18 protein-coding genes and 3 tRNA genes are annotated in these 26226 nt (G+C 37.2%); 18 read left to right on the plus strand and 3 right to left on the minus strand.

Annotation, left to right across the window (positions count from 1 at the left end; genetic code table 11):
- Positions 1-380 precede the first annotated feature (380 nt).
- From H4J50_RS12500 to nqrM, 8 genes are all read left to right on the plus strand, one after another.
- Complete coding sequence (locus H4J50_RS12500) at positions 381-1718, plus strand: Na(+)-translocating NADH-quinone reductase subunit A (protein WP_182256788.1); 1338 nt, start codon at positions 381-383, stop codon at positions 1716-1718.
- A 2-nt stretch (positions 1719-1720) separates the two neighbouring features.
- A complete protein-coding gene (locus H4J50_RS12505) occupies positions 1721-2923 on the plus strand; it encodes an NADH:ubiquinone reductase (Na(+)-transporting) subunit B (protein ID WP_182256790.1) in 1203 nt (400 codons plus the stop codon).
- Positions 2916-3692, plus strand: a complete 777-nt coding sequence (locus tag H4J50_RS12510; protein WP_108456917.1) for a Na(+)-translocating NADH-quinone reductase subunit C — start codon at positions 2916-2918, stop codon at positions 3690-3692. The genes H4J50_RS12505 and H4J50_RS12510 overlap by 8 nt, the downstream gene beginning before the upstream one ends.
- Positions 3692-4315: an NADH:ubiquinone reductase (Na(+)-transporting) subunit D gene (locus H4J50_RS12515; protein ID WP_108456916.1), complete on the plus strand. Its 624-nt coding sequence runs from the start codon at positions 3692-3694 to the stop codon at positions 4313-4315. The genes H4J50_RS12510 and H4J50_RS12515 overlap by 1 nt, the downstream gene beginning before the upstream one ends.
- Positions 4316-4321: 6 nt before the next feature.
- The gene (gene nqrE, locus H4J50_RS12520; protein WP_081149060.1) at positions 4322-4945 is read left to right on the plus strand and encodes an NADH:ubiquinone reductase (Na(+)-transporting) subunit E; all 624 of its coding nucleotides are present in this window, start codon (positions 4322-4324) and stop codon (positions 4943-4945) included.
- 81 nt (positions 4946-5026) lie between these two features.
- Positions 5027-6253, plus strand: a complete 1227-nt coding sequence (gene nqrF, locus H4J50_RS12525; RefSeq protein WP_182256792.1) for an NADH:ubiquinone reductase (Na(+)-transporting) subunit F — start codon at positions 5027-5029, stop codon at positions 6251-6253.
- A 171-nt stretch (positions 6254-6424) separates the two neighbouring features.
- Positions 6425-7468 carry an FAD:protein FMN transferase gene (locus H4J50_RS12530; RefSeq protein WP_259366244.1) on the plus strand — a complete coding sequence of 348 codons (1044 nt, stop codon included), beginning with the start codon at positions 6425-6427 and terminating at the stop codon, positions 7466-7468.
- 55 nt (positions 7469-7523) lie between these two features.
- Positions 7524-7745, plus strand: a complete 222-nt coding sequence (gene nqrM / locus H4J50_RS12535; protein ID WP_108456914.1) for a (Na+)-NQR maturation NqrM — start codon at positions 7524-7526, stop codon at positions 7743-7745.
- A 139-nt stretch (positions 7746-7884) separates the two neighbouring features.
- Here nqrM and H4J50_RS12540 read toward each other — a convergent pair whose 3' ends face one another.
- On the minus strand, positions 7885-9057 hold the full coding sequence (locus H4J50_RS12540) for a HupE/UreJ family protein (protein ID WP_220466198.1): 1173 nt from the start codon (positions 9055-9057) through the stop codon (positions 7885-7887).
- 632 nt (positions 9058-9689) lie between these two features.
- On the opposite strand from H4J50_RS12540, the gene nhaD reads away from it, so the two are divergent.
- From nhaD to H4J50_RS12565, 5 genes are all read left to right on the plus strand, one after another.
- Positions 9690-11111, plus strand: coding sequence for a sodium:proton antiporter NhaD (gene nhaD / locus H4J50_RS12545; RefSeq protein WP_182256794.1), 1422 nt, complete (start codon positions 9690-9692; stop codon positions 11109-11111).
- Positions 11112-11444: 333 nt separating this feature from the next.
- Positions 11445-12518 (plus strand): DNA polymerase IV, encoded by a 1074-nt coding sequence (dinB, locus tag H4J50_RS12550; protein WP_182256796.1) that lies wholly within the window; start codon positions 11445-11447, stop codon positions 12516-12518.
- A 241-nt stretch (positions 12519-12759) separates the two neighbouring features.
- Positions 12760-13620 carry an MBL fold metallo-hydrolase gene (locus H4J50_RS12555; RefSeq protein ID WP_182256798.1) on the plus strand — a complete coding sequence of 287 codons (861 nt, stop codon included), beginning with the start codon at positions 12760-12762 and terminating at the stop codon, positions 13618-13620.
- 235 nt (positions 13621-13855) lie between these two features.
- Positions 13856-14752, plus strand: a complete 897-nt coding sequence (locus tag H4J50_RS12560; protein WP_182256800.1) for a pepsin/retropepsin-like aspartic protease family protein — start codon at positions 13856-13858, stop codon at positions 14750-14752.
- 128 nt (positions 14753-14880) lie between these two features.
- Positions 14881-15759 (plus strand): S9 family peptidase, encoded by an 879-nt coding sequence (locus H4J50_RS12565; RefSeq protein ID WP_182256802.1) that lies wholly within the window; start codon positions 14881-14883, stop codon positions 15757-15759.
- 182 nt (positions 15760-15941) lie between these two features.
- Here the strand turns inward: H4J50_RS12565 and H4J50_RS12570 are convergent, their stop codons facing one another.
- Entirely contained in the window at positions 15942-16757 is an 816-nt protein-coding gene (locus tag H4J50_RS12570) for a mechanosensitive ion channel family protein (protein WP_108456909.1), read from the minus strand.
- 464 nt (positions 16758-17221) lie between these two features.
- Positions 17222-20719: a BACON domain-containing protein gene (locus H4J50_RS12575; protein WP_182256803.1), complete on the minus strand. Its 3498-nt coding sequence runs from the start codon at positions 20717-20719 to the stop codon at positions 17222-17224.
- A 659-nt stretch (positions 20720-21378) separates the two neighbouring features.
- Between H4J50_RS12575 and alaS the strand changes: the two genes are divergently transcribed.
- The 5 genes from alaS (at position 21379) to H4J50_RS12600 (ending at position 25949) form a co-directional block, all read left to right on the plus strand.
- On the plus strand, positions 21379-24003 hold the full coding sequence (gene alaS / locus H4J50_RS12580) for an alanine--tRNA ligase (protein ID WP_182256805.1): 2625 nt from the start codon (positions 21379-21381) through the stop codon (positions 24001-24003).
- Between the two features lie 1017 nt (positions 24004-25020).
- A complete protein-coding gene (gene csrA / locus H4J50_RS12585; protein ID WP_085304221.1) occupies positions 25021-25218 on the plus strand; it encodes a carbon storage regulator CsrA in 198 nt (65 codons plus the stop codon).
- Positions 25219-25424: 206 nt separating this feature from the next.
- Positions 25425-25516, plus strand: a tRNA-Ser gene (locus H4J50_RS12590).
- Between the two features lie 145 nt (positions 25517-25661).
- Positions 25662-25738: transfer RNA gene (locus H4J50_RS12595), tRNA-Arg, on the plus strand.
- Between the two features lie 134 nt (positions 25739-25872).
- Positions 25873-25949, plus strand: a tRNA-Arg gene (locus H4J50_RS12600).
- Positions 25950-26226 lie beyond the last annotated feature (277 nt).

Consider the following 26226-nt stretch of genomic DNA (forward strand, 5'->3'; position numbering starts at 1 on the left):
GTATTCAACTTTCTAACGTAGTATAAATAGTCAAAACTTAGCTTTAATTTAACCTGTTTCGTCAATAAATTGGGTTAAAAAAGTATATTTTGTTCTATATTTGTTCGAAATAGAGATTATTCGACTAAATTGTTATCTTTTGTGCTGCTTAAGATAGAATCAAAATGTGGTTTTGTGTTAGAATCGCGCCAGAAATTTTAACTAGAGCCAGTGAACCTTAATTTATTCAAACTAAATTAAGATTTTGCTGAAATACACTGAAATCGGTCTTTTATGTTATTAGCTTGCCATTCTTGTTGTGAAACTTTGCAATAAGTTATGTGAAAAGATAACCAATTAATTGATTTTGATTACTCCCATCAAAAGTAGTGCAAGTGTTTATGATTACGATAAAAAAAGGTCTGGATGTTCCTGTAGTAGGTGCCCCCCAGCAGGTAATCCATGATGGTCCGTCCATCAAAACTGTTGCAACATTAGGTGAAGAGTTTGTGGGTATGCGCCCAACCATGTTTGTTAAGGTTGGAGATAGCGTTAAAAAAGGTCAGGCACTTTTTGAAGATAAAAAGAATCCTGGCGTTATATTCACAGCTCAAGCTTCAGGTGTTGTTAAAGAAATAAATCGTGGTGAAAAGCGCGTATTGCAATCTGTTGTCATCGAAATTGGCGGCAATGAGCAAGAAACGTTTACGCAATATGCCGCTAACGAACTCAACTCAATTGCACGTGAAGATGTTGTTGCAAACCTTGTTAAGTCAGGTTTGTGGACTGCGATACGCACACGTCCATTTAGTAAAGTTCCTGCTGTAGATGCAACGCCTGTTGCTGTATTTGTTAGTGCATTGGATACTAATCCTTTGGCTGCTGATCCAGCGGTTATTATTGCTGAGCAAAGTGAAGCCTTCGTTAATGGCTTAACTGTTCTTGCACGCTTAACCGAAGGTGAAGTATTTGTAAGTAAAGCACCAGGTAGTGATATTGCTGTTAATTCAACGACTAAGGTTAATGAATTTGCCGGTAAACATCCTGCGGGCTTAGTTGGCACACACATGCATTTTTTAAAGCCTGTAAATGCTGATAACGTTGCATGGCATGCGGGTTACCAAGATGTTATTGCTATCGGTAAATTATTTACTACCGGTGAGCTAGATAGCAGTCGTGTTATTTCTTTAGCTGGTCCTGCGGCAAAAAATCCTCGCTTAATTCGTACTACTTTAGGTGCTAGTTCTGCTGAGATTATTGCTGATGACAAAATTGATGGTGAAGTACGTGTAGTTTCAGGTTCATTATTACTTGGTTCTGTTGCTTCGGGTGTTCACGGCTATTTAGGTCGTTATCACACGCAAATTTCTCTTATCCTAGAAGGTAGAGAAAAAGAATTTATTGGCTACATGTACCCAGGTCCTAATAAATTTTCAGTTACGCGTGCTTACATGGGCCACTTCTTCCCTAAGAAGTTGTTCAACATGACCACAACAACAAATGGTAGTGCACGCGCTATGGTGCCTATTGGTAATTTCGAACGCGTTATGCCGTTAGATATTTTACCAACAATGTTATTGCGTGATTTATGTGCCGGCGATACAGACGGTGCGCAACAACTTGGTGCTTTAGAGCTTGATGAAGAAGATTTAGCCTTGTGTACATTTGTTTGCCCAGGCAAAACAGATTACGGCGTGATCCTTCGTGATTGCCTAACCACAATTGAGAAGGAAGGTTAGTCATGGGCTTGAAAAAGTTTTTTGAAGATATCGAACCGCAATTTGAAAAAGGCGGTAAATATGAAACTTGGTATGCGCTTTATGAAGCGGTTGCAACTGGCTTATTTACGCCAGGCCAAGTAAACAAAGGTCGTACTCACGTACGTGACAGTATTGATCTTAAACGTATCATGATCACAGTTTGGTTAGCGGTTTTCCCTGCCATGTTCTGGGGTATGTACAACATAGGTTTTCAAGCAACTGACGCATTAGCGGCTGGTTATGCTTTACCTGATACGTGGCAAGTTGGTTTGTTTGAAATGTTAGGCGGAAGCTTATCTACAGAATCTGGTTGGTTCAGTATGATGCTTTACGGCGCAACTTTTTTCTTACCTATCTATGCAACAGTCTTTATTGTTGGTGGTTTCTGGGAAGTATTGTTTGCCTCTGTACGCAAACATGAAGTTAACGAAGGTTTCTTTGTTAGTTCAATACTATTCGCTTTAATCCTTCCGGCAACTATTCCGTTATGGCAAGCTGCTATCGGTATTACTTTTGGTATTGTTATTGCCAAAGAAGTCTTTGGTGGTACAGGTAAAAACTTCTTAAACCCAGCATTAGCGGGTCGAGCGTTTTTATTCTTTGCATACCCAAGTGAAATATCTGGTGATGCTGTTTGGGTTGCTGCTGATGGTTTCTCTGGTGCAACTGCGCTAAGTGCTGCGAACCAAGGTTTGCTTGAATATACCATTAATGCTGACTGGTGGAATGCATTCTGGGGTTATATCCCTGGCTCTGTTGGTGAAGTATCAACAGCGATGATTTTACTCGGTGGTGCATACATCCTTTATAAAGGTATTGCTTCATGGCGTATCGTTTTAGGTGTGTTTGCCGGTATGGTTGTTATGTCAATGCTATTGAACGCTATTGGTTCTGATACTAATGCAATGTTTGCTATGCCTTGGTACTGGCACTTAGTTACGGGTGGTTTTGCCTTTGGTATGATGTTTATGGCAACTGATCCTGTATCAGCGTCATTTACTAATACTGGTAAATACTGGTTTGGTGCTTTAGTGGGTATCATGGTGGTATTGGTTCGTGTTGTTAACCCAGCATTCCCAGAAGGTATGATGTTAGCTATTTTATTCGCTAACTTGTTTGCACCTCTTTTCGACTACTTTGTTGTTCAAGGGAATATCAAACGGAGGCTTGCTCGCAATGTCTGATACTAAAAAGAAAGAAACTTTCGGCAGAACAGTCGGGTTTGTATTTATTGTTTGTTTAGTTTGTGCTGCTTTAGTATCAACTTCTGCAGTGGTTTTAAAACCATTACAAACAGCTAATAAATTGCTTGATAAGCAAACTAAAATTCTTGAAACTGCGGGTTTATTAGAACTTGCAGGTGACGATATCGTTGCTGTTTATAACCAACGTGTTGAAGCAAAAATGATAAGTCTTGAAACAGGTAAAGTTGTTGAAGGTGATGTTAACTCGTTTGATGAACGTGCTGATGCGCGTGACCCAGCTAAGAGTTTTAAACCTGAAAATGATATTGCTAGTTTAAACCGTGTTGCTAAAAATGCCGTGGTTTATCTTGTGAAAGATGAGCAAGGTAAAGTAACAACAATCGTTTTACCGATTGTTGGTTCTGGCTTGTGGGATCTTATGTACGGTTTTGTCGGTTTAGAGTCTGACCTTAATACCGTTAAAAGCGTAATCTATTCTGACCTTAAAGAAACTCCAGGTTTAGGTGCTGAAGTACTTAACCCTAATTGGAAAGCTTTATGGCCGGGTAAGAAAATGTTTGATGAGCAAAACAATATAGCCATTCAAATTGTTAAAGGTGGCGCTAAATCTGGTGATGTTCATGGCGTTGATGCTCTTTCTGGCGCAACATTAACCAGTAACGGTGTTGAAACAACTTTACATTTTTGGCTTGGTGAAGAAGGTTATGGTCCATTCATTACTAACTATCGCGCTGGAGGGTTGAACTAATGGCTACTGATACTAAAAAGGTTTTATTTGGACCGGTTGTTGATAATAACCCTATTGCTTTACAAGTACTTGGTGTTTGTTCTGCGCTAGCCGTAACAAGTTCTATGGCAAACGCTATGGTAATGACCATTGCGGTAATGTTCGTAACAGGCTTTTCGAATTTGTTTATATCACTTATTCGTAATCAAATCCCATCAAGTGTACGTATTATTGTGCAAATGGCGATTATTGCCTCGTTGGTAATTTTAGTTGACCAAGTTTTAAAAGCTTTCTCTTATCAACTATCTAAAGAGTTGTCGATGTTCATTGGTTTGATCATTACTAACTGTATTGTTATGGGTCGTGCTGAAGCTTTTGCTATGAAAGAAAAGCCAGGTGTGAGCTTTTTAGACGGTATTGGTAATGGCTTAGGCTACGGTGCTGTATTGATCATTGTTGCTTTCTTCCGCGAACTATTTGGTTTTGGTACGTTATTTGGTATGGAAGTTTTTACTTTGGTACAAAACGGTGGTTGGTATCAAGGTAATGGTCTACTAGTTTTACCATTTAGCTCATTCTTCATTATCGGTTTAATCATTTGGTCAATTCGCCAGTGGAAACCAGCACAAGTAGAGAAGGACTAAGCAATCATGGAACATTATTTAAGTTTATTTGTTAAGACCATATTTATTGAAAATTTGGCATTAACCTTTTTCCTTGGTATGTGTACATTCTTAGCTGTGTCTAAGAAAGTGAGCACAGCCATAGGTCTTGGTGTTGCAGTTGTTGTGGTTCTAGGTATTGCGGTACCTGTTAACCAAATTATCTATCAAGCGATTTTAGCGCCAGGTGCGTTAGATAGCTTAATGGGTGTAACTGAAGCAAAAGATTCTATTGATTTAAGCTTCTTGTCTTTCATTACCTTCATTGGTGTGATTGCGGCATTAGTGCAAATCCTTGAAATGGTTTTAGATAAATACTTCCCAGCACTTTATCAAGCGCTTGGTATTTTCTTACCTTTGATCACCGTTAACTGTGCAATCTTCGGTGGCGTTTCATTTATGGTCGCGAAAAACTTAACCTTAGGCGAAAGTTTCGTTTATGGCATAGGCTCAGGTATTGGTTGGATGTTAGCCATCGTACTGATAGCAGGTATTCGTGAAAAAATGAAATACTCGGATGTACCTGACGGCTTAAAAGGTTTAGGTATTACGTTTATTACTGCAGGATTGATGGCGTTTGGCTTTCTTTCTTTCGGTGGTATTTCACTTTAGGTTTATGTCGGTTTTAGCTCACACTTGCTTGCAGGTGATTAAACCAGCTAAAACCCTTAGAGAAGATTAAAGGAAAAGTCGATGGAAATTATAATTCTCGGCGTATCGATGTTTACCTTGATAGTACTCGCTTTAGTAATGGTGATTTTATTTGCCAAATCTAAGTTAGTGTCTTCAGGTGACGTTACGATTAGCATTAATGGTGACCCAGAGAAAGCAGTTACAACTGCGGCTGGTGGTAAGCTTTTAGGCGCATTGGCTGACCAAGGTATTTTTATACCTTCAGCTTGTGGCGGCGGCGGTACTTGTGGCCAATGTCGTGTAGAAATACATTCAGGTGGTGGTGATATACTGCCAACTGAGTCAGGTCATATTAATAAGCGTGAAGCCAAAGAAGGTTGTCGTTTAGCTTGTCAAGTGGCAGTTAAACAAGATATGGACATTGTACTTGAAGATGAAATCTTTGGGGTTCAACAATGGGAATGTGAAGTTATCTCTAACGATAACCAAGCAACGTTCATTAAAGAGCTTAAGTTACAAATTCCTAATGGCGAATCTGTACCGTTTAAAGCCGGTGGTTATATTCAAATTGAAGCGCCTGCGCATCATGTGAAATATAGCGATTTCGATATTGATGACCAATACAAAGGTGATTGGAATCATTTTGGCTTTTTTGATGTTGAATCAAAAGTTGATGAGCCTACGTTACGTGCATACTCAATGGCGAACTATCCAGAAGAAGAAGGCATTATTATGCTGAACGTGCGTATTGCTACGCCACCTCCTGGACGTTTGCATTTACCCGCAGGTAAAATGTCATCATATATCTTTAGCTTAAAAGCTGGCGATAAAGTGACTATTTCAGGTCCATTTGGTGAATTTTTCGCGAAAGAAACTGAAAACGAAATGGTATTTATTGGTGGTGGTGCAGGTATGGCGCCAATGCGTTCTCATATCTTCGATCAACTTAAACGTTTGCAATCTAAACGTAAAATGTCGTTCTGGTATGGTGCTCGTTCTAAGCGTGAAATGTTCTATGAAGATGATTATAACGGTCTTGCAGCTGAAAATGACAACTTTGAATGGCATGTTGCGTTATCAGATCCACAACCAGAAGATAACTGGGATGGCATGACAGGTTTTATTCATAATGTACTTCATGAAAACTACTTGAAAGACCATGAAGCGCCGGAAGATTGTGAGTACTACATGTGTGGTCCTCCAATGATGAACGCCGCAGTTATACATATGCTAAAAGATTTGGGTGTTGAAGATGAAAACATCATGTTAGATGATTTCGGTGGCTAATTAAGCTGTTGAATTCATCCAATGAAAGGCGGCTTAGGTCGCCTTTTTAATACCTATTTTTTATATGTTTATCGTGAATTGTTGAAAATTCGGATTTTATTTAGCTAAAAGAAAATACTTGTTAATTAAGTCGGTTACTTTAGCTAAATGAAATTTATCAAGGATATTGTGATGCAATATAATTTTATGATTAAAAAACAACTGTTAGCGGTTAAATTATTGCTAGTAGCATGCTCTATTTTAGTGCTTAGTGGCTGCTTTCCCAGTAACGAACTTGGTCGTGCAGAATACCTTCTGCAAGGTCACACAATGGGGACCACTTATAATATTAAATTAGTGGGTGAAAATTTAGATGCAGAAAAACTACAGCAGGGTATTGATGCACAGCTTGTTCAGCTGAATCAGGAAATGTCGACTTATATAAAGGATTCTGAGCTATCAAGGTTTAATCAATCTAACTCACTTGCTCCTATTAAAGTCTCAGTAGGCCTTGTGCGAGTGATTAAAGAAGCGATACGTTTAGGGGAGCTCAGTGACGGTGCACTTGATGTTACTGTTGGGCCTTTAGTTAATTTATGGGGCTTTGGCCCAGAATATCGACCTGAAACTGTGCCAAGCGCTGAATTACTGATGAAAACAAAAGCGCGTGTGGGTTTAGATAAATTAACCCTTGAACACGATATGCTTAGTAAAAGTACGCCAGATCTATACGTTGATTTATCAACTATTGCTAAAGGCTACGGTGTTGATTTAGTGACCGAGTTTATCGAAGCAAATGGTATTAATAACTACCTGGTTGAAATTGGTGGTGAAATGCGCGTTAAAGGCTTTAAACATACTGGTGAGCTTTGGCATGTAGCAATCGAAAAACCCTTAAGCGGCGAACGGTCAATACAACAAATTATTATCCCTAAAGATAATGCTGTTGCTACTTCAGGAGACTATAGAATTTACTTTGAAGCAGACGGTCAACGTTTTTCGCATATCATAGACCCAAAAAATGGAAAGCCAATCAACCATAAGCTGGTCTCTGTAACTGTGATCCATCCATCCTCAATGACCGCCGATGGTTTATCAACGGCTATGATGGTAATGGGTGAAAAGAAAGCGCTAGCGTTCGCAGAGGCTAATGGCCTTGCTGCATATATTATAGCGAAAACTGATCATGGCTTTGTTGAGCAAAGCACGGTAAAATTCATGCAATACCTCAAGTAGGTTTGTACTCTTAAAATTAAATGTTGAAATGTTATCAAATAGGTAGGCACTTAATATGGCTATATTCTTAATCACCTTAGGCTTTTTTCTCGTTATTGTAATGGCAATGGCTGTCGGATATATTTTTCAAAATAAAACCCTTGCCGGTAGTTGTGGCGGCTTAGCAAGCGTAGGTATCGATAAATCTTGTAATTGTGATAACCCATGTGAAAAGCGTCAGGAACGTGACCGTGTCGCAGCGTTAGCGATTGGCGATATTAACGTTAAAAACATTTAAGCAGTTATCAAAGCTTAATCTATTTAACGATTAATCAATACTAACGTTTAGCGTTAGCCTACAGTAAACAGATAAAAGGTGAGCATAGCTCACCTTTTTCATTTCTAACATCCAGTCTTTATTTGTTAGCAAAGCTTATTTATATAAGGCGCTCAATAAGCCAGTAGCTGGCAACTAGCGCAATGGTGATATTAAGCGAAAACACCAACTTAGTTTGATACCAGACTTTTTTCCTAAAGGGGTATAGACAAATAAAAGCAAGTGCAATCACCGTTATCTGTCCAAGTTCTACACCAACATTAAACGAGATTAAGCTCGTTAAATACTGGCTCGCGGGTAATCCGACTTCACTTAATACCGACGCAAACCCTAATCCATGTAACAAGCCAAAGGCAAATATTATCGGTAATCTCGCCTGGCTATTTGTACGTTGATTTGCGCGATAAATATTTTCTAACCCTACATAGACAATGGATAAAGCAATAAGAGGCTCTACAATCGTGCTAGATATCGTAACAAAACCGTAAATGCCTAATGCTAGGGTAATTGTATGCGCGAGCGTAAATGCGGAGATTTGCCATATTAAACTTGAGCGTTTCCTAGCAAACAACAGTAGTGCTAAAACGAATAATATATGATCCAACCCGCGCGGCAATATATGCACAAATCCTTGGTAAATATAATCCATAGTGAGTGAAATGGTACTCGGTATATTTACGCTATTTAAGTGCAAAGCATTTGATTGATTAATTTGAAAGCTTTGGCTTAATGCTCCGGCACTTATTAAGGTTTGTTCAGGCCGAACCACTTTAAGTACTATATTGCCTAAAAGTGGTGCAAAACTAACGGCAACATCATCCGAGTTTTCAGGTATATATCCTGTAGCGTGAAGTTCAATTTTATAATCTGTTAGCTTTTCTGGTTGCGCTAAAATGCGTTTTAACTGTTGAAGTTGTAAACCCTGAAAGGTCATGGGTTGTTGCTGTTCAATATTTTTTGTTTTATTTGAAAAAACTAAACCGGATTGCTGACTCAAAACAGCTTCAAGATTTTCGAGTAATTGTTTTTGTTCAAGAAATGACAGTTGATTTAATGCTAAGAGTACATTGTTATCCTCACCTGAAATGTCTAAATGTTCTTGCAATAAATGTATAAAATCAACAGTAACGATAAGCTGGTATCTTTCGTTATTATCTAGCGATAAAGTTGCCTGATTAAAGTCATCAGTATGTGCAAAACTGCTGATTGAGCATAGAGATGTGGTCAATATTACAATGAATAAATATACCGAAGAAAGTCGTAGGGTAAGCAAAATTAATAACCTTGATTTTAAAATAAAAAGTCTGTGAAGAAATCGACGTTAAGTTAGCGTATTTTCTATAAAATTAATAGCCTTGAGTGCTTGCAAACTATACGTTCACTTTAGGTATTACTTAACCGATCTGGAGATTGTTTTTATCGGTAATTGATCTTTAGTGTCACTCATCTATTCAAAAAGCTCTAGTGTTACGAGTAAATCCTATTATAAGCACTAAATTTGCAAATAAAGCATTTGATACTGAGCTTGTATATTATGAATTCACCCAAAAAGTTCTAAAAAAATATAAGCCAGTCAGCTACGTTGAGGATTATAATATTGTGGCAACATTAGTTTAATCCTTGATGTTAAATAGGTGACGAAAAATGGTGCTTAGCCTGCTATTTAGCTGTACTGACGTGATGGTTCGATATAGTCAACTGGAACGAATATCTACAGCGTTAAATAACCGGGGATTTGGATAAGCGTTTGCTAAGTAATCGCAATATAACTGCATTAGTTCACTTATCCAAAGTTCAGGATACATAGCAATATAAACATTGAAAATAGCATTAACCAATGTAAATCATTAGTTAGTCATTGGTTAACTGCATTAACCAGAACAAAATTTAGTTCATTAGGTCGTTATGTTTAAAAAAATATTATTAATCTTGTCACTTTTTTGTGTTTCTACATCGTCTTGGGCTGCTGGTCCAGGCAGTATTGATTTAACCAATTCAATATTTGGTCTCACGGCCATCATTCTTTTTTCAATTGCTTACGTGTTGGTTATTGGTGAGGACGTTATACACTTAAGAAAATCCAAACCTGTTCTCGTCGCTGCGGGTATTATTTGGCTAATTATTGGCTGGGTTTATACCCAGCACGGTGTTCCTATTGAGGCAGAAGAAGCCTTTAACCATAACTTGCTTGAATATGCTCAGCTATTATTATTTCTATTAGTAGCAATGACTTATATTAATGCTATGGAAGAGCGCGGTATTTTTGATGGCTTGCGTTTGTGGATGGTGTCAAAAGGCCTAAGTTTGCGCTCTTTGTTCTGGTTGACAGGGGTTTTAGCATTCGCCATTTCTTCTTTTGCTAATAACTTAACTACCGCCATGTTGATGTGCGCCATTATCTTAAAAGTGGCATCCAATGATAAAAAATTTATCAATCTAGCTTGTATTAATATTGTTGTCGCAGCTAACGCCGGTGGTGTTTTTAGTCCGTTTGGTGATATTACAACCTTAATGATTTGGCAATCAGGGCTAGTTAAATTTGAACAATTTATTGTGTTGTTTATTCCATCATTAGTGAACTTTTTAGTGCCAGCAATCATCATGAGCTTTTTCATTTCCAACGAAAAATCGACACCCGATGTCAGTGAAACTTTTCAGATTAAACGCGGAGCAAAAAGGATAGTTGCCCTGTTTATTTTGACCATAGCTACCGCTGTACTATGCCACAGTGTTGTTAACATGCCGCCAGTGTTAGGTATGATGATGGGCTTGGGTTACTTAAAGTTCTTTGGTTTTTATTTACGTATGAGCCTACCACGCTCTTTAGATAAAAAGCGCAATAAAGCAGAAGCTGAAAATGACTCAGAAGAATTGAAAAAGCTAGGCAATATCATACCTTTTGATATTTTTGACAAAATCGCCCGTGCAGAGTGGGACACTTTACTGTTTTTCTACGGCGTAGTGATGTGCGTTGGCGGTTTGGGCTTTATGGGCTACTTAAGCTTAGTTTCTGAAGCGCTATACAGTAATTGGAGTCCAACGTATGCCAACATTGCTGTCGGCGTGCTATCGGCCATTGTAGATAATATTCCTGTCGTATTTGCCGTGTTGAGTATGAACCCAGCGATGGATCTTCAACAATGGCTATTAGTCACCATGACAGCAGGTGTTGGTGGTAGTTTATTGTCAATAGGATCAGCAGCCGGTGTCGCCTTAATGGGACAAACGAAAGGTGTTTATTCCTTTATAGGCCACTTAAAGTGGAGCTGGGTTATCGCGCTAGGTTATGCAGCAAGTATTGGTGTACACTTTTTAATTAATGGCTAAGATGATTTTAGTTTACATAAACTAATTATTTTACAAACAGTTAACTGTCTATAATGACTATAAAAAACAGTGATTATAGACAGTATATTTATTAAATTTTACTCACCAATTATGTCTGCCGAAAATAGTTACATCAAATAACCTTTCAATTCTTAAATCGTCAGTTCTGATGCATATCTTACATATTTTACAAAGCTGAATGGTCCAATTTTATTATTGTTTGATACTCGCGTATTGACGTAATTTTTTTACATGGTAAAGTGACTGTGTTTTTATACAGTTAAGTGTAATTAAGTTAATATAAATACAGTTTATTATTAAATGGAATGATAAATGATTAGAACTCGCCACTCACAGAAAAAGATAATTCATATCGACATGGACTGCTTTTACGCTGCAGTGGAAATGCGTGATAATCCTGAATGGCGTAATGTCCCTATTGCTGTTGGTGGAAACGGACCGCGCAGTGTACTTTGTACTTGTAATTATAAAGCGCGCGAGTTTGGTGTACGTTCAGCTATGCCAAATGCAAGGGCGAAGGCGCTTTGTCCTGAACTTATTATTGTTAATGGTCGAATGTCAGTTTATCAGCAAGTGTCACAACAAATCAGAGCTATATTCCTACGTTACACCGACTTAATTGAGCCTTTGTCACTTGATGAAGCCTATCTTGATGTTACCGACTCTCCTTTGTTTTTTGGCAGTGCTACTTTAATTGCTGAACAAATTCGACGCGATATTTATAATGAGCTAAACCTTACCGCTTCTGCTGGTATTGCCCCTAATAAGTTTTTAGCTAAAATTGCCAGTGATGAAAATAAGCCTAATGGACAATGTGTTGTTGCTCCTGAGGATATTAGTACATTTGTTGAAAACTTGTCGTTGAAAAAAATCCCGGGTATTGGGCCAAAAACCAGTGATAAATTAAAAGCCTATGGCTTTGAAAGTTGCGCAGATGTTAGGGCAAGCTCTGTTGCAAAGCTTCATTCTATTGTTGGTAAGTTTGCTAATGCGTTATTCCAACGAAGCTTTGGTATCGACGATAGAGCGCTTGAAACATCACGTGTTAGAAAGTCACTAGCGATAGAAAAAACAATGGCAGAAGATATTGATTCTATCGAGCAATGCCAAGTGATACTTTTAAGTTTATTTAGCAAGCTTAAATTACGCTTAGCAAAACATGACGATCGGCAAATCAGTAAACAAACGGTAAAAATTAAATTTGCCGACTTTCAGCAAACCACCGTTGATATGCAATCTAAAGATTGTCTTGAAGCTATTTTTCTCGAGCTATTTCAAAAAGCCATGACAAGAGCTAATAATCGAAAAGTTCGATTAATTGGTTTGTCATTGGGCTTTTCTGAGCACAGTAGTATTGATAATCAGAGTCAGCTAGACTTGTTCTAGCTCTGTTCTAGCTCTGTTCTAGCGCTTTTAAATTAACTCACCTTTAATTTTCACATTTTCTTTGTATAGATATCTAAACGGTGCATTAGAATTATGAGTGAATTATTATTTATACTGACTTAATTAAGTAGTATTAATTTTGTTTGTAAGGGTAATATGTAGGCATAGTTTTATTAATGGCTTTTGCGTTTAATCAATATCAAATTCTCAAGTCCAACATACTAAATACAATAGGGTAATTATGTTTAAAAAATCTCTAGTAGCAATAACAATACTTTTGAGTGCTGTTGTGAGCGTGTCAACCAGTGCTCAAGAAATGGCAGAAGCAGAAATAACGGTACAACCTGCAGCGGGTAACGTTTATATGTTACAAGGTCCGGGAGGTAATATTGGTGTATTAGCTACAGATAAAGGTTTATTGCTGGTTGATGATAAATTTGCTCCATTAGCAGAAAAAATTGAAGCCGCGATGAAGGGCATAGAAGATAAAGAGCTTAAGTATGTTATCAACACCCATTTTCATGGCGATCATACTGGTAGTAACAAATTCTTCTCACATAAAGCGCCGATATTTGCTCATGAAAATGTTCGTAATCGTTTGAGTAATAAAACCGATCATCATACTGAAAGTTTACCTGTGGTAACTTACAAAGACGGTATTACTATTTATTTAGATAATGAAGAAGTTCAGTTAACACATTTACCAAAAGGTCATACTGATGGTGACACTTATGTTTACTTTAAAAAAGCCAATGTATTGCATACGGGGGATTTATTTTTTGAAGTTGGTTTTCCTTATGTCGATTTAAAAAGTGGCGGCAGTGTTAAAGGGTATTTAGCCGGTGTTAAACACATGCTAAAAAATACACCTGATGATGTGGTAATTATTCCAGGGCACGGCAATTTAACCGACAAAAAGAGTTTATTAGCCTTTGCTGAAATGATGGAGTTTAGTATTAATAAAGTTTCTACAGCATTGGCCGCAGGCAAATCTGAGCAGCAAATACTTACCGACGGTATTGGTGAAAAATATAAACATTTGTCTTGGGCATTTATTACTGAAGAAAAATGGCTTAAAACCTTAGTCGCAGATTTGCAGTAAGTAACAATTTTACAAGGTAATATAACGGGGCAATATTAATCAATACCTACTCGAAAAAATGTAAAGTATTGATGAAGCATAAACCTAATATTAAACGCTTTTTAACGCTTAATATTAGGTTTTTTTATTCGACCTTAATAACGACTTCACTTAATTTTTAATGAAGTGAAGATACAAAAGTTAACGATACAAAATAAAACGTATTTTAATGGACTATAAACTTAAAGGACTAACTTTGAAAATATTACTATCGAGCATTTTCTTATTTTTAACACTCAAATGTAATGCTGGTGTAACCGATTGGATTGATTTTAATCTAGAAGGTGGCCACGTTAAAATCCCTGTAAGCATTAAAGGCATTGATACCTTTGCCATCTTAGATACGGGGGCTCAACTCAATGCCGTTAATAAAGCTTTTATTACTAAACACGATTTAATGTTTGATAAAGGCAGCATGATAAAAGTCAGAGGCGTTTTCGGGGTTGATAAGAAAACTACATATAGAAATGTACCTGTTAGTTTTTTTGGCATCGCGACTGAACTTAGCAAAGTTGCAGAAATTAATTTAGGCTATCACACTAATGGCCTGTTACTTGGATCGGGTTTTTTCAATAGTTTTGTCGTTCAATTAGATTATCCTAATGAAAAAATACGTTTGATCACTCAAGATTCTGTTGAAGTGGCTAAATTTAAAAATATTGAGATCCAAAGTCAAAAGGGTACAGGAATGCCAATAGTTAAAATTGGTCTGCCTGATGATAGGCATTTATGGATGATACTTGATACTGGTAATGCTGGCGGCATGGTTGTTGAACGCAAAGTCGCTAGTAAACTGGGTTGGTTATCAGGAGGAGATCGTAAGTCAACAGTATCAACAGGCGTTAACACTACAATAGAAACTGAAAGCTTTAGAATTCCACTATTGCAGTTTGGCCCTTTTGAGTTAGAAAATGTACTTGTGACCATTCCTGCTGAAGGGAAAAATTCATATTTAGATAGCCAATACGAAAAAACAGGCTCAAGACTTAAAGGTAAGAAAGTCCAGGGTATAATTGGCTACGACGTGCTTAAACACTTTTTAATTACTGTTGATTATAAAGGTGGACACGCTCATATTGGTTTACCTGAATAATTGCCAATACATTATCAAGTTTAAGCATTTTTTAGTTAGAATAAAATTCAGCAATTTATTGCAAAGGTTCATTCTTATACACCTTCATTTTTAGGTGTTTTAATTACTCTTTCATTTAAGGCAAAGCTATGAAATTTTCTTATACGTTAAGCTTATTCATTACTTTATTACTAATCAGCTTATCAAATACAACGTATGCAAAAGCCGCTAACAATTACCCTGCAAGTACAAAAGAGCTTACTTTTAATGCTGATGGCGATCGTATGTCAGGCTTTATTTATCAAGCACCAGGTATAGGGCCGCATCCAACTGTGTTGTTATTACATGGTTATCCGGGTAATGAAAAGAATTTGGATGTTGCTCAGGCACTGCGCAGTATAGGCTGGAATGTAGTCTTTTTTCATTATCGTGGAGCGTGGGGGAGTGAAGGCGAGTTTTCATTTTTAAATGCTGAGCAAGATGTACAGACAGTGTTGCAGTTTATTAGCGATGAAGCCAATGCCAAAGCACTTAATATTGATCGCAATTTAATCTCTATTATTGGCCATAGCATGGGCGGCCATTTAGCTATCGCAGGGATATTAGATAATCAATCAGTTAATTGCGCTGTTGCATATGACGGTGCTAACCTCGGAGTGGGTGACGTAGGCATTATAGATGACCCCAACACTACTATTCCTTGGTTAGAATACAGTGACAGCTTATTTATGTTAAATGGTTGGTCAGGCGATAAAGCTAAACAAGAGTTGAAGACACACGCAAAAGCACTCAATTTGGTCAGAAGAGTGAATACCCTTAATGGTCGGTCAGTATTACTTATTGCTGCTGATACCGATGTTATTCCATTAAAGTCACATATAGAACCACTACTAGAGGCTTTAGTTAAAACAAATAACAGTGATGTAACCTATAAACTGATTGATGACGACCATAGCTTTAACTCCTCTCGCACTGAATTAATTAGTACTACACAGAATTTTTTGAACACTAAATGTAAGGCTAAGTAATTAAGGTGATTTATTCATATAAAAAAAGCGCTAACCAAAAAATTGGATAGCGCTTTATGTTTTGAGTTCAAGCTTGTTATCAGTATCATCGTCATAAAATTACGTTATGACAACATCAGTTAATGGTAAAAACTCTCCGACTAACGGTGATAACTTTTTTATCAAAGATGTGCTTTTAAATATTAGGCATCTTTGTGAATGTGAACATCCATTTGTGGGAAAGGAATGTTTAGCCCTTCGTTTGCAAATGTTTTATAAACTTTTTCATTCATTTGGAAGTATACACCCCAATAATCAGGCGCGTTTACCCAAGCTCTAACAGCAAAATTTACTGAGCTATCAGCTAATGCTGAAACAGCAATAAATACTTCAGGGTCTTTTAAAATACGCTCATCTTCATCACATAATCGTTTAATAACTTCTCTAGCTTTATCTAGATCATCACCGTAACCAACGCCAATTGTCCAATCAACACGTCTCTTCGCTTCTGTTGAATAGTTAACCATTGATGAAGTTGATAGGCCTCCATTAGGGATAATGATGGTTTTATTATCAGGCGTTTTTAAAATGGTATTGAAAATTTGAATCTGAGAAACAGTACCCACATAACCTTGTGCATCTATAACATCACCCACTTTAAATGGTTTGAAAATCAATATCATTACACCACCAGAAAAATTCTGCAGCGTTCCTGACATAGCCAAACCAACAGCTAAACCTGCAGCACCTAATATAGCGATGAAAGAGGTCATTTCAATGCCTAACATACCTAAGGCTGTTAGCACTAAAAGAACTTTTAAAAGCCCGTTAACAATGCCGGTTAAAAATGGCATTAAAGACGGATCAGTACCTCCTTTTTTTAGGGTGGTTTTAAATACGTTGCCAATGATGCCTATTACCCATCCACCAATGATCCATACTAGGATCGCACCAATCAATTTTGGTCCGTAAAAAACGGCCATTTGAGTCATTTGACTTACAACTTCATCTGTATTCATATTATCTTCCTGAAATTATTACAGTATTTTTAAATTGGACTAAACAATAAGCTAAAATCGCTTAATTTTAGTTTTATTTATGCTAAGTGGTAACTTTACTTGAACAATCGCCTCAAGTTGATAGTCACATTATTAATATAGAATAAAAGCCATGATTATTCTTTAAAAACTTAATGAGTTGTTGATATAAATGATTTGTTTGCATAATTAAGTATTGAAAAAATAACATAATTTTTCTCAGACACAATTAAATGTACTAAGAATTAAGGTTTACTTTTAAACGTATACAGCGCTTTTTAGGTCAACGTTAATTTTGTCTGTAGAGATTTTTAATTTCATAATTTACTTGTTAAATAAAACGTTAGCTTTACAAGTAGCTTGCTATAATTTCGATATAAAAAAACCGCATATATGCGGTTTTTCAGTTTCTTCAATCAAATAATGCTAATGACTTTTAGCCATAGTTATTGATGAGAGCGCAACTTTAAGGATAATGTGCTCGCATCATAGATAAGTACGCGTTGATACTCAGGCATAAAATAATGCTGTTTGGGGCCTTCGGCAATTATTAATTCAGTCCAAAGCTCAACCTGAGCCGCATTATATTTAGTTAATGTCATTCCTTGGGTTGGATCAAAGCGATAGAAGTAACTATTGTCATGAGCATCTATGGTTGTGTTAATGGTTTGGATATTAACATTATCGTGCAATAAGCCATTATCAGTATAGGTTGTCCCGTCAAAACCTGCCCACTCAGAAGTGCTATTAGCACTATAAATTGTACTGCCTTCATGATTTATGACAAAGCTTGATAAGCTAACAAAGGCTGTATTGGTGTATGCAGGTTCATCTGATGCTGAAACCATATCACTAGCATAGGCGTTATAACTTAACGCATAACGTTGCAATGAGGTTGTTGATTGCTTGTAGGCCATGAATATATCGGCACTATTGGCTTGAGCAATGGTCGAAACAAAATAAGCATTTTTTTGATCCCAGAACTGGCGAACTAAGTTTAAGTCGGCATACTCAAGTGTTTGTGTTAAGACCAAAGGTACACCAGCAATTATTTTAATCATAATCGGACGATATTCTATGGTGATATTGTCACTGTCTATTTGATTAAATTGGTAACTGCTTAAATCAAACTGGTAATGATTAACGCGAGTTTGTTCAAGCTCATCTTCATCTACATAGGTTTCACTATTAGATGCCAAAAGCATTGAACCATCAGGGTGAACGACTAAGTTAGTCAGATCAATACCGGCTAAAGGCGAGGTGGTAGAGTTGATCAACGCCCCAGAAATCACGTGATAAGTATTAATTTTATCGCCTGAAGCGATATAAACATAAGGACGCATGGGGTCAAGTACTGTGCCTGAGCTGTTGACGCTAATATTGGTAATATCGACATCAGCACTGTCAATTGTGCCCTTATTGAACGTTATATTGATGCTTCCAGGTAGTGCCGTGCCTTCAGCTGTCGGTGTTAAAGTAATGACGGCATTATGCACACCATCGGAACTCAGATTAGCTGGTATGCCCGTAATGGTAAGTGTGTTGTTGTTAGCGTCAGAAGATAACGATAACCAGTTAACATCGGTATTTGCTTGCCAAGCAATAGTAGTTTCACTGTTTGTTAAAATATCAACAGTATGCACAAGCGTTTGTTCAGTCGCTAAGCTATTAAAAGCTAGAGCTGGAAAGTTACTAGTTAAACGTATGGCATCGATTGCCAGCTCAACAGTGATCACTTTTGTCGTGCCACTAGCAGGATCAAATATTGAAATACTAGCTGACATTAAGCCCCAGCCGGTAATTAAGCTGCGATCAATATCAATTAAAATAATATCGCCATTCTCATCAGTTTGCTGCGTTAAAATCAACCATGGGGCACTAGCGGTTGCTTGCCAATCCGCTCCAATATTTGTCAGGGTTAGTGTTTGCTGAGCAATAGCGCTATCACCAAAGTTGGTGGTAAAGGCCAAGCTTTCTAAAGACGATGAAAATTGGCTTAGGTTAATAACATCGATGGTGTTAGCGCTCGATGAGGGTAAAACGGCTCTTTTGTCGCCATTAGCGATCAATATACCTGATGGTTGATTTGAACCAAGCGCAATACTATTAGCAATAACTTGCTGTTCGTTATATACATCAACTTTAAAGCCAGCTTCAGGATCAAATATAACGTAATGAGGACGATCATTAGCGGTATGAGCAAGCGCTAAATTAATCACCGTGCTGTCACTATTTAACACGCCATTATCTGTAAATGTTGTGCCGTCAAAACTTATCCATTGACTGGTTGGGCTTATGGCGTAAATGTTTTGCTCATCAGCGGTAACATAGAAGTCGTTAATTTGTTCGTTTTCACCCAGTAATTCAGGTCGATAACTGTGGCTAATTGATGTTGTAATAGGGTTGCGAGAAAAATCGTTTACGCTAACGTCAATTCGCTTAATCGACATTGACTCATCACCGGCGCTAACATCTAAAGCAAACAGTGCTTGATTTTTTTCTGCGACATTAAAGGCTCTAGCAAAAAAAGCATTAGGTCCGTCAAACCCTTGTCGGACAAGATTTTCATCAGCAAACTCTAATATAGCTGTTGTTAAAAAATAACGTCCATCAATACGGATAAATTTGACGGGTTCATTGGTGATATCAATGTCAGCTAATTCAATAATGCTCATGTCTGAGAGGTCGATTTGATATCTATGCGTGGTAGTTTCGGTAGTGTTTTCATCGATAACCGTAGTTTCAATCGCTTTTGCTAGTAATTTACTAGCATCTGGGTGAACAATAAGCTGCTCTAACTCAGTATCAACTGGCGAAATAACGGTTGTTGATAATAATTCGTTTGTATAAAGATGGTAACTGCGTAGCTCATTATTAACAGCAACATAATACTGTGGTAATAGCGGATTTGTCGCTATACCATCAGTGTTGGCAACAATACTTAAGGTATTATTTTCAGTATTTATTTCAGATTTATAAAAGCTGACTTGAATAGTATCTGCAATCGCGGTGGTTTCATCGTTTCCGCTAAGCGTTATCTCAGCTGTTGTTATCTCATCTGTTGTTAACAAACTACTATCAGCTGTGATAGTGAGTTGATTGCTATCATTGTTCGGTGTCAATGTTAACCAAGTAGCTTCTGTACTGGCTTGCCATCCCCAAGGTAAAACACTGTTTGAATTTATATTAAGAACAGCTTGAGTGTTGTTGATATTACCTGTTTCAGCTAAAGCAACAGTGGCTTTATCGGCAAATAAATGGATATTGTCTAAGCTCAATTCAACCGGATATTTTGTAGTACCAAGTGGACTCGTAATGTCGATTGTTGCAGGGAAAAAACCTGAACCGGTAAAGTCACTTAAATTAGGTGTTGCTGTGATCGTTGTTACGCCATCAAGAAAACTTTTTTCGACGTTTAACCAAGGTACTGAACTTGCTAATGAAAGGTTATCTTCACTAGCACTTAATTGAATTGTTTTTGCCGCAATTGATTCAACACCATAAGTGTCATCAAAAGTCACCGCTTGCCATACCAGCAATGATACATTGATATCGGCATGGGCAAAGTTAGTGGTTGTTGTATCACCACTAGTGAGTCTTAATGTTGTACCGTATAAATCGGCATTTATTCTATCAGCGTTAACCACATCAATATGTAAAGTTGCTGAGTTATCCGTTAAGTTTTCAATACGATAATTTAACCAGGCTACAGGTTGTGCCGTTGGAGCAAAACCAAGTAATAAGCCTGAACCATCGAATGTTACGTCAACCGCGATAGTATGGGTTTCTGTTTGCAAAAATTCATTAGTAAATGCTACTGATGAAACTGATGAACCAACGGTGAATGTTGGGACCTTTTCGTTTGAGCCGCCACATGCTTGTAAAAATAGTGAGCTAAATAAAATAACTAACATTAAACGCATGTTTTTCATTTGTCCCTTCATACAGGTCCCTGTTTTTATTAATCGCTATAACATAGCTTTTATTGATAACTGAATGTTGCTTTAAATTTGCTAATTCATTATTTCAATGGGTATAAGTTTATTTTGCGCGATTATTAACATAATGTAAAACTTATCATCATTTTTAGAATATTTTTACATTCTAAGTCGTGGCATGTGTTTAATCTCATCTCATATTTTTTCTAAATAACAGTTATGTACCCAGTAACAGCATTAAATAATTAGCGGTAATAAAGCTATAAAAAACCACATTGAATTGCGTTATGCTGTTATCGAAAATGTTCCACTGAGCCTAAGTATTAATAACGAGGCTTTTAGGCATAACGTAGTCATACATTTATATAGCGTGATATTTTTGTAATCTCATAGTTTGAGTCAAATAGGTTCTATAGAGATTAAGGCATAGGTCAATATAGGCTTTAGCGGTTAATTTGCATTAAAAGTACCATTAAATTCCTAAATACATTGGTATATTAAAGCAGAGGTTGCGTATAATATGCGCTTTGGTGCGTCCCTAATAAAGATCCAAAAGCGCAAGCTAATTGAATGCGCTTTATAATAAGGTGGTTTCTCATTAGATGAAATCATGACACTATTAAACGCTTAAACAGATATAATTCTTCGAAAAGTTGGAAATTCAAATGATTGAAACTAGTGCCCAATTGCGTCAGGCATTTTTAGATTTTTATGCATCTAAGCAGCACCAAATTGTTGCGAGTAGCTCACTTATTCCGGGTAACGATGCGACATTATTATTCACTAATGCTGGTATGGTGCCTTTTAAAGATGTTTTTCTTGGCGACGATGTTCGCAGCTATACTCGCGCCACTTCTGCGCAACGCTGTGTGCGTGCTGGCGGTAAGCATAATGATTTAGAAAATGTAGGGTACACTGCTCGTCATCATACTTTTTTCGAAATGCTCGGTAACTTTAGTTTTGGTGATTACTTCAAAGAAGAAGCAATAACATATGCATGGGAATTTTTAACTAGCGTATTAGCATTACCCAAAGAAAAACTGCTCGTTACTGTTTATGAAAGCGATGATGAAGCTTATAACTATTGGTTAAATGAAATTGGCATACCAGCAGATAAAATAATACGCATTGGTGATAAGTCAGCCGACAAAAAGTTTGAGTCTGATAACTTTTGGTCGATGGGCGATACTGGCCCATGTGGTCCATGCTCTGAAATATTTTATGATCACGGAGAAAATATTTTCGGTGGTCCTCCAGGTTCTCCTGATGAAGATGGCGATCGCTACATCGAAATTTGGAATATTGTTTTCATGCAATATAACCGTCATGCAGACGGTACTATGGAAAACTTGCCTAAACCGTCAGTTGATACCGGTATGGGTTTAGAGCGCATTGCCGCTATAACACAAGGCGTGCATAGCAATTACGAGATTGATATTTTCCAGTGCTTAATTCGAGATACTGCTAAGTTACTTGAATGCGACGATTTAGAGCACAAATCTTTACGTGTTATCGCTGATCATATTCGTTCATGTAGCTTCTTAATTACTGATGGTGTTATACCGTCGAATGAAGGGCGTGGTTACGTATTACGTCGTATTATTCGCCGCGCTATTCGTCATGGTCATAAACTTGAAGCACAATCATTTTTCTTTCATAAATTAGTCGCCTCACTTGCAGAGCAAATGGGTGATGCATATCCTGAATTGGTTCAGCAACAAGCGATTATTGAGAAAATTTTACGTATCGAAGAAGAACAGTTCGGTAGAACGTTAGACCGAGGTATGGCGTTATTAGAAGATATTTTAGCAGGACTTAAAGGCGATACTATCGCTGGCGATGATGTATTTAAGTTATATGACACCTTCGGCTTTCCGGCTGATTTAACCGCTGATATTGCACGTGAACGTGAGCTAAATATTGACATTGTAGGTTTTGATGCAGCAATGGCTCAACAACGTACTCGCGCACAAAAAGCAAGTCAGTTTGGCACAGACTATAACGACACCCTTAAATCAGAAAACCGTACCACTTTTAAAGGCTACACACGTGATGAAATGTCTTCTACTGTTGTAGAGCTTTTTAACAGCGAGTCGTCAGTTAATACTTTAGAAGCAGGTGAAGCAGGTATTGTGATCCTTGATCAAACACCATTTTATGCTGAATCAGGTGGGCAGGTTGGTGACACGGGTACACTACAGTTTGATAATGGTACTTTTGAAGTGACCGATACAATTAAGCTTGGACATGCGTTTGCGCATAAAGGTATTGCTCATCAAACCATAGGTTTAAACAGTCTTGTAAAAGCGCAAATTAATAGCGAGCGTCGTGCAGCAATTGTTAAAAACCATACGGCTACGCATATTTTACATGCCACTCTTCGTAAAGTGTTGGGCGATCATGTTACGCAAAAAGGTTCATTGTGCGATGCGGATAAACTCCGATTCGATTTTTCTAACTTTGAAGCGGTAACGCCTGAAGAGATAAACACAATTGAACGTATGGTTAATGAACAAATTCGCAGTAACTTAGCTCGTGAAACTAACTTGATGCAAATTGATGCCGCAAAAGAAAAAGGCGCTATGGCCTTGTTTGGCGAAAAGTACGATGATGAAGTACGCGTAGTTACCTTAGGTGATTTTTCAACAGAGCTTTGTGGTGGCGTACATGTTAACCGTACTGGTGATATTGGCCTATTCAAAATTACTTCTGAATCAGGCATAGCCGCAGGTGTTCGCCGTATTGAAGCGGTAACAGGTGAAGCCGCATTAAATTACTTTGCCACACAAGAGCATACGTTAAACTCCATTGCAGCATTAGTGAAAACTGAGCCTGCTAATGTAGCAAGTAAAATTGAACAAGTAATATTGCGTAATAAAGAGTTAGAAAAAGAGCTTGCACAATTTAAACAGAAACTTGCAAGTGCTGCCGGTGCTGACTTAGTAAGCCAAGCTAAAGACTATAATGGTGTCAAAGCGCTTATTGCTAATTTAGAAGGTGTAGAAGCGAAATCACTGCGTGGTATGGTTGATGACCTGAAAAATAAAATGGGTTCAGGCATTATTTTGTTAGCTACTGCTAGCGATAATAAAGTGAGCTTAATTGCTGGCGTGACAAAAGATTTAGTTGGTCGAGTTAAATCTGGCGAGTTAGTTAATGTTGCAGCCCAAGAAGTGGGTGGTAAAGGTGGAGGCCGTCCTGATATGGCACAAGCAGGAGGAAGCCAACCAGAGAACATTGAAGCAGCGTTAAACGCAGCACAAAGCTGGTTGAGTGATAAACTGAGCTAATATATAGAGCAGCAAAAAATTAATGTAATATGTTCTAAGGTTAATGCCAGTCAGTTAAGCTGACTGGCATTTTCTTTTGGTGGGGGATATAGATTATTTGGATTTCACTCATCGAAGGTGTTTTATCTCTTCTCTTTTCTTTTCTTCAATTCTCATCAAGTAATATAGCTTAAATATGAATAGGGTCTTGAGTCGTTGCTCCTAATGGATTTAAGTATTTTCTGGACTCATGATTTATATCGATATGAAATGTTGAATCACAGCCATCAACTACTAAAGTAACTGAACTGTCCAAATACCCATTTCTTTCGTTGTCATCGTCATAGTTCGTCGTATTAAATTAAAGTTAATTAATTCGCTGCATAGTTCCTGACGAACGATGTATGGACGCTAACTTATCAAGTGCTATTAAGCATCGTCGGTTTTATTTTTCTAAAGCCAAGTGCTATCTCCCCGCGATGAAAATATAATTTATCTATTTCATTACTTAGAAAATACAATATATATCTGTCATTGACGTTAATAAGCGAAAGTTTTTCTCTTTATTGTTTTACTGATTAATCTGGCTTTAATCGTTTTAGGAACATATGGGAAATATTTTGTGCATGTTTTGTTGTTTTTTTATTTAATTTTATTGGGAATTATTTTCTGGACTCCGGGTCTTATTATAGAATACTAGCCGTTTATGTTAATAGAATGTGAAATCGGACCAGTTTGAAAAGTATTTTTAAAAAAATTTGCTAAAAATGCAAATAATTACGCATAAAGTGTTTATTGTTTCATTAAGGTTGTTAAAATAACCAGTAATTGCTGCAATTGCATTCTACTCTAGATTTATAAGTGTTAATTAAAAGACTAAAAGTTTGATATTGATAAAGGATTATTCAATGTTTAATAAGTATTTTAGGGACTTATTGTAATCTTTAGTGCACTTTTGCAAAAATTAGACTAAATTTAATTTGTTACTAGCTTATATATATTTAGTGGATCTCGTTTTTAAACATAAAGGAAATTAAGATGTTAATATTAACTCGCCGAGTTGGTGAAACGTTGATGATCGGAGACGACGTCACAGTGACAGTGTTAGGTGTGAAAGGCAATCAAGTACGTATTGGTGTTAACGCACCAAAAGAAGTGTCAGTTCATCGTGAAGAAATATACATGAGAATTCAATCTGAAAAAGGTGAGGGTGAAGCCTCAGGGAATGAAATCTAAATATCTTCTACTTATTAAAGCCGACAATAGTCGGCTTTTTTGATCCAGCAATAAAATTTATCACGGTGATATTGAGCTCTTTTTAGTAACTTAATGTTGGAAAAGTAACCGTGTTGTTTGAATTCTCAACAAACAGTCATAAAATAGAAATAAAAGCTTAAAAAAGTTTGACTTATTTTTATAATCCCTTATTATTCGCACCCATTGGAGAGGTGGCCGAGTGGCCGAAGGCGCTCCCCTGCTAAGGGAGTATCTGGTTTATCCCGGATCGAGGGTTCGAATCCCTCCCTCTCCGCCATTCTTTTAGATTGGCACCGTAGGAACAACGGTATTGTAATAGTTCAATACGAACGTATATAATGTTCACTAGGTCGTTTTACCTAAGTTAATATTGTTAGTTCGTTATCTCTTAAACTAGAGATATAAATAACAGGTTTAAATAAGGACGCGTAGCTCAGCTGGATAGAGTACCTGGCTACGAACCAGGCGGTCGCAGGTTCGACTCCTGCCGCGTCCGCCACTTTTCTTTAAGTGGCTAAATATAAAAGAATAGCTAGTATTAAAGCTAATAAAAAAATAAATATAAGCTTTATATTAAATTTATTTTTGATATAAAGATATCTTGAATCAAGATATAAAATAACGATTGACCGCGGACGCGTAGCTCAGCTGGATAGAGTACCTGGCTACGAACCAGGCGGTCGCAGGTTCGACTCCTGCCGCGTCCGCCACATTAAAAAAACCAGTCTTATGACTGGTTTTTTTTCGTCTAAAATTCCTTCTTAGTTCATCTATAGTTTATTCATAAAATATCATCAAAAAAGTATTCAGTTTTGAATGATTTGCCAAAACACCTTATTTGCTAGCCTTAACATGTGCCCCTGTGTTTTTAATAAAAAATAGACATTAACCGAAGATGCTTTAAATTTAATGAATATTATTATTAAAACAAAAAATAGCCATGATTAACGGTTAGCTGCATTTGAAAAACTAATCGCTGAATTTTAG

The sequence above is a fragment of the Colwellia sp. 6M3 genome (genome assembly GCF_014077595.1).
Classification (GTDB): Bacteria; Pseudomonadota; Gammaproteobacteria; order Enterobacterales; family Alteromonadaceae; genus Cognaticolwellia.

Excerpts from the sequence above, each read along its gene's own strand:
- nqrM (WP_108456914.1), top strand. The coding sequence starts at position 7,524 with ATGGCTATATTCTTAATCACCTTAGGCTTTTTTCTCGTTATTGTAATG.
- dinB (WP_182256796.1), top strand. The coding sequence starts at position 11,445 with ATGATTAGAACTCGCCACTCACAGAAAAAGATAATTCATATCGACATG.
- H4J50_RS12565 (WP_182256802.1), top strand. The coding sequence starts at position 14,881 with ATGAAATTTTCTTATACGTTAAGCTTATTCATTACTTTATTACTAATC.
- H4J50_RS12505 (WP_182256790.1), top strand. The coding sequence starts at position 1,721 with ATGGGCTTGAAAAAGTTTTTTGAAGATATCGAACCGCAATTTGAAAAA.
- nqrE (WP_081149060.1), top strand. The coding sequence starts at position 4,322 with ATGGAACATTATTTAAGTTTATTTGTTAAGACCATATTTATTGAAAAT.
- H4J50_RS12575 (WP_182256803.1), bottom strand. The coding sequence starts at position 20,719 with ATGAAGGGACAAATGAAAAACATGCGTTTAATGTTAGTTATTTTATTT.
- H4J50_RS12515 (WP_108456916.1), top strand. The coding sequence starts at position 3,692 with ATGGCTACTGATACTAAAAAGGTTTTATTTGGACCGGTTGTTGATAAT.
- alaS (WP_182256805.1), top strand. The coding sequence starts at position 21,379 with ATGATTGAAACTAGTGCCCAATTGCGTCAGGCATTTTTAGATTTTTAT.
- nhaD (WP_182256794.1), top strand. The coding sequence starts at position 9,690 with ATGTTTAAAAAAATATTATTAATCTTGTCACTTTTTTGTGTTTCTACA.
- H4J50_RS12530 (WP_259366244.1), top strand. The coding sequence starts at position 6,425 with ATGCAATATAATTTTATGATTAAAAAACAACTGTTAGCGGTTAAATTA.
- H4J50_RS12570 (WP_108456909.1), bottom strand. The coding sequence starts at position 16,757 with ATGAATACAGATGAAGTTGTAAGTCAAATGACTCAAATGGCCGTTTTT.
- H4J50_RS12500 (WP_182256788.1), top strand. The coding sequence starts at position 381 with ATGATTACGATAAAAAAAGGTCTGGATGTTCCTGTAGTAGGTGCCCCC.
- H4J50_RS12555 (WP_182256798.1), top strand. The coding sequence starts at position 12,760 with ATGTTTAAAAAATCTCTAGTAGCAATAACAATACTTTTGAGTGCTGTT.
- H4J50_RS12510 (WP_108456917.1), top strand. The coding sequence starts at position 2,916 with ATGTCTGATACTAAAAAGAAAGAAACTTTCGGCAGAACAGTCGGGTTT.
- nqrF (WP_182256792.1), top strand. The coding sequence starts at position 5,027 with ATGGAAATTATAATTCTCGGCGTATCGATGTTTACCTTGATAGTACTC.
- csrA (WP_085304221.1), top strand. The coding sequence starts at position 25,021 with ATGTTAATATTAACTCGCCGAGTTGGTGAAACGTTGATGATCGGAGAC.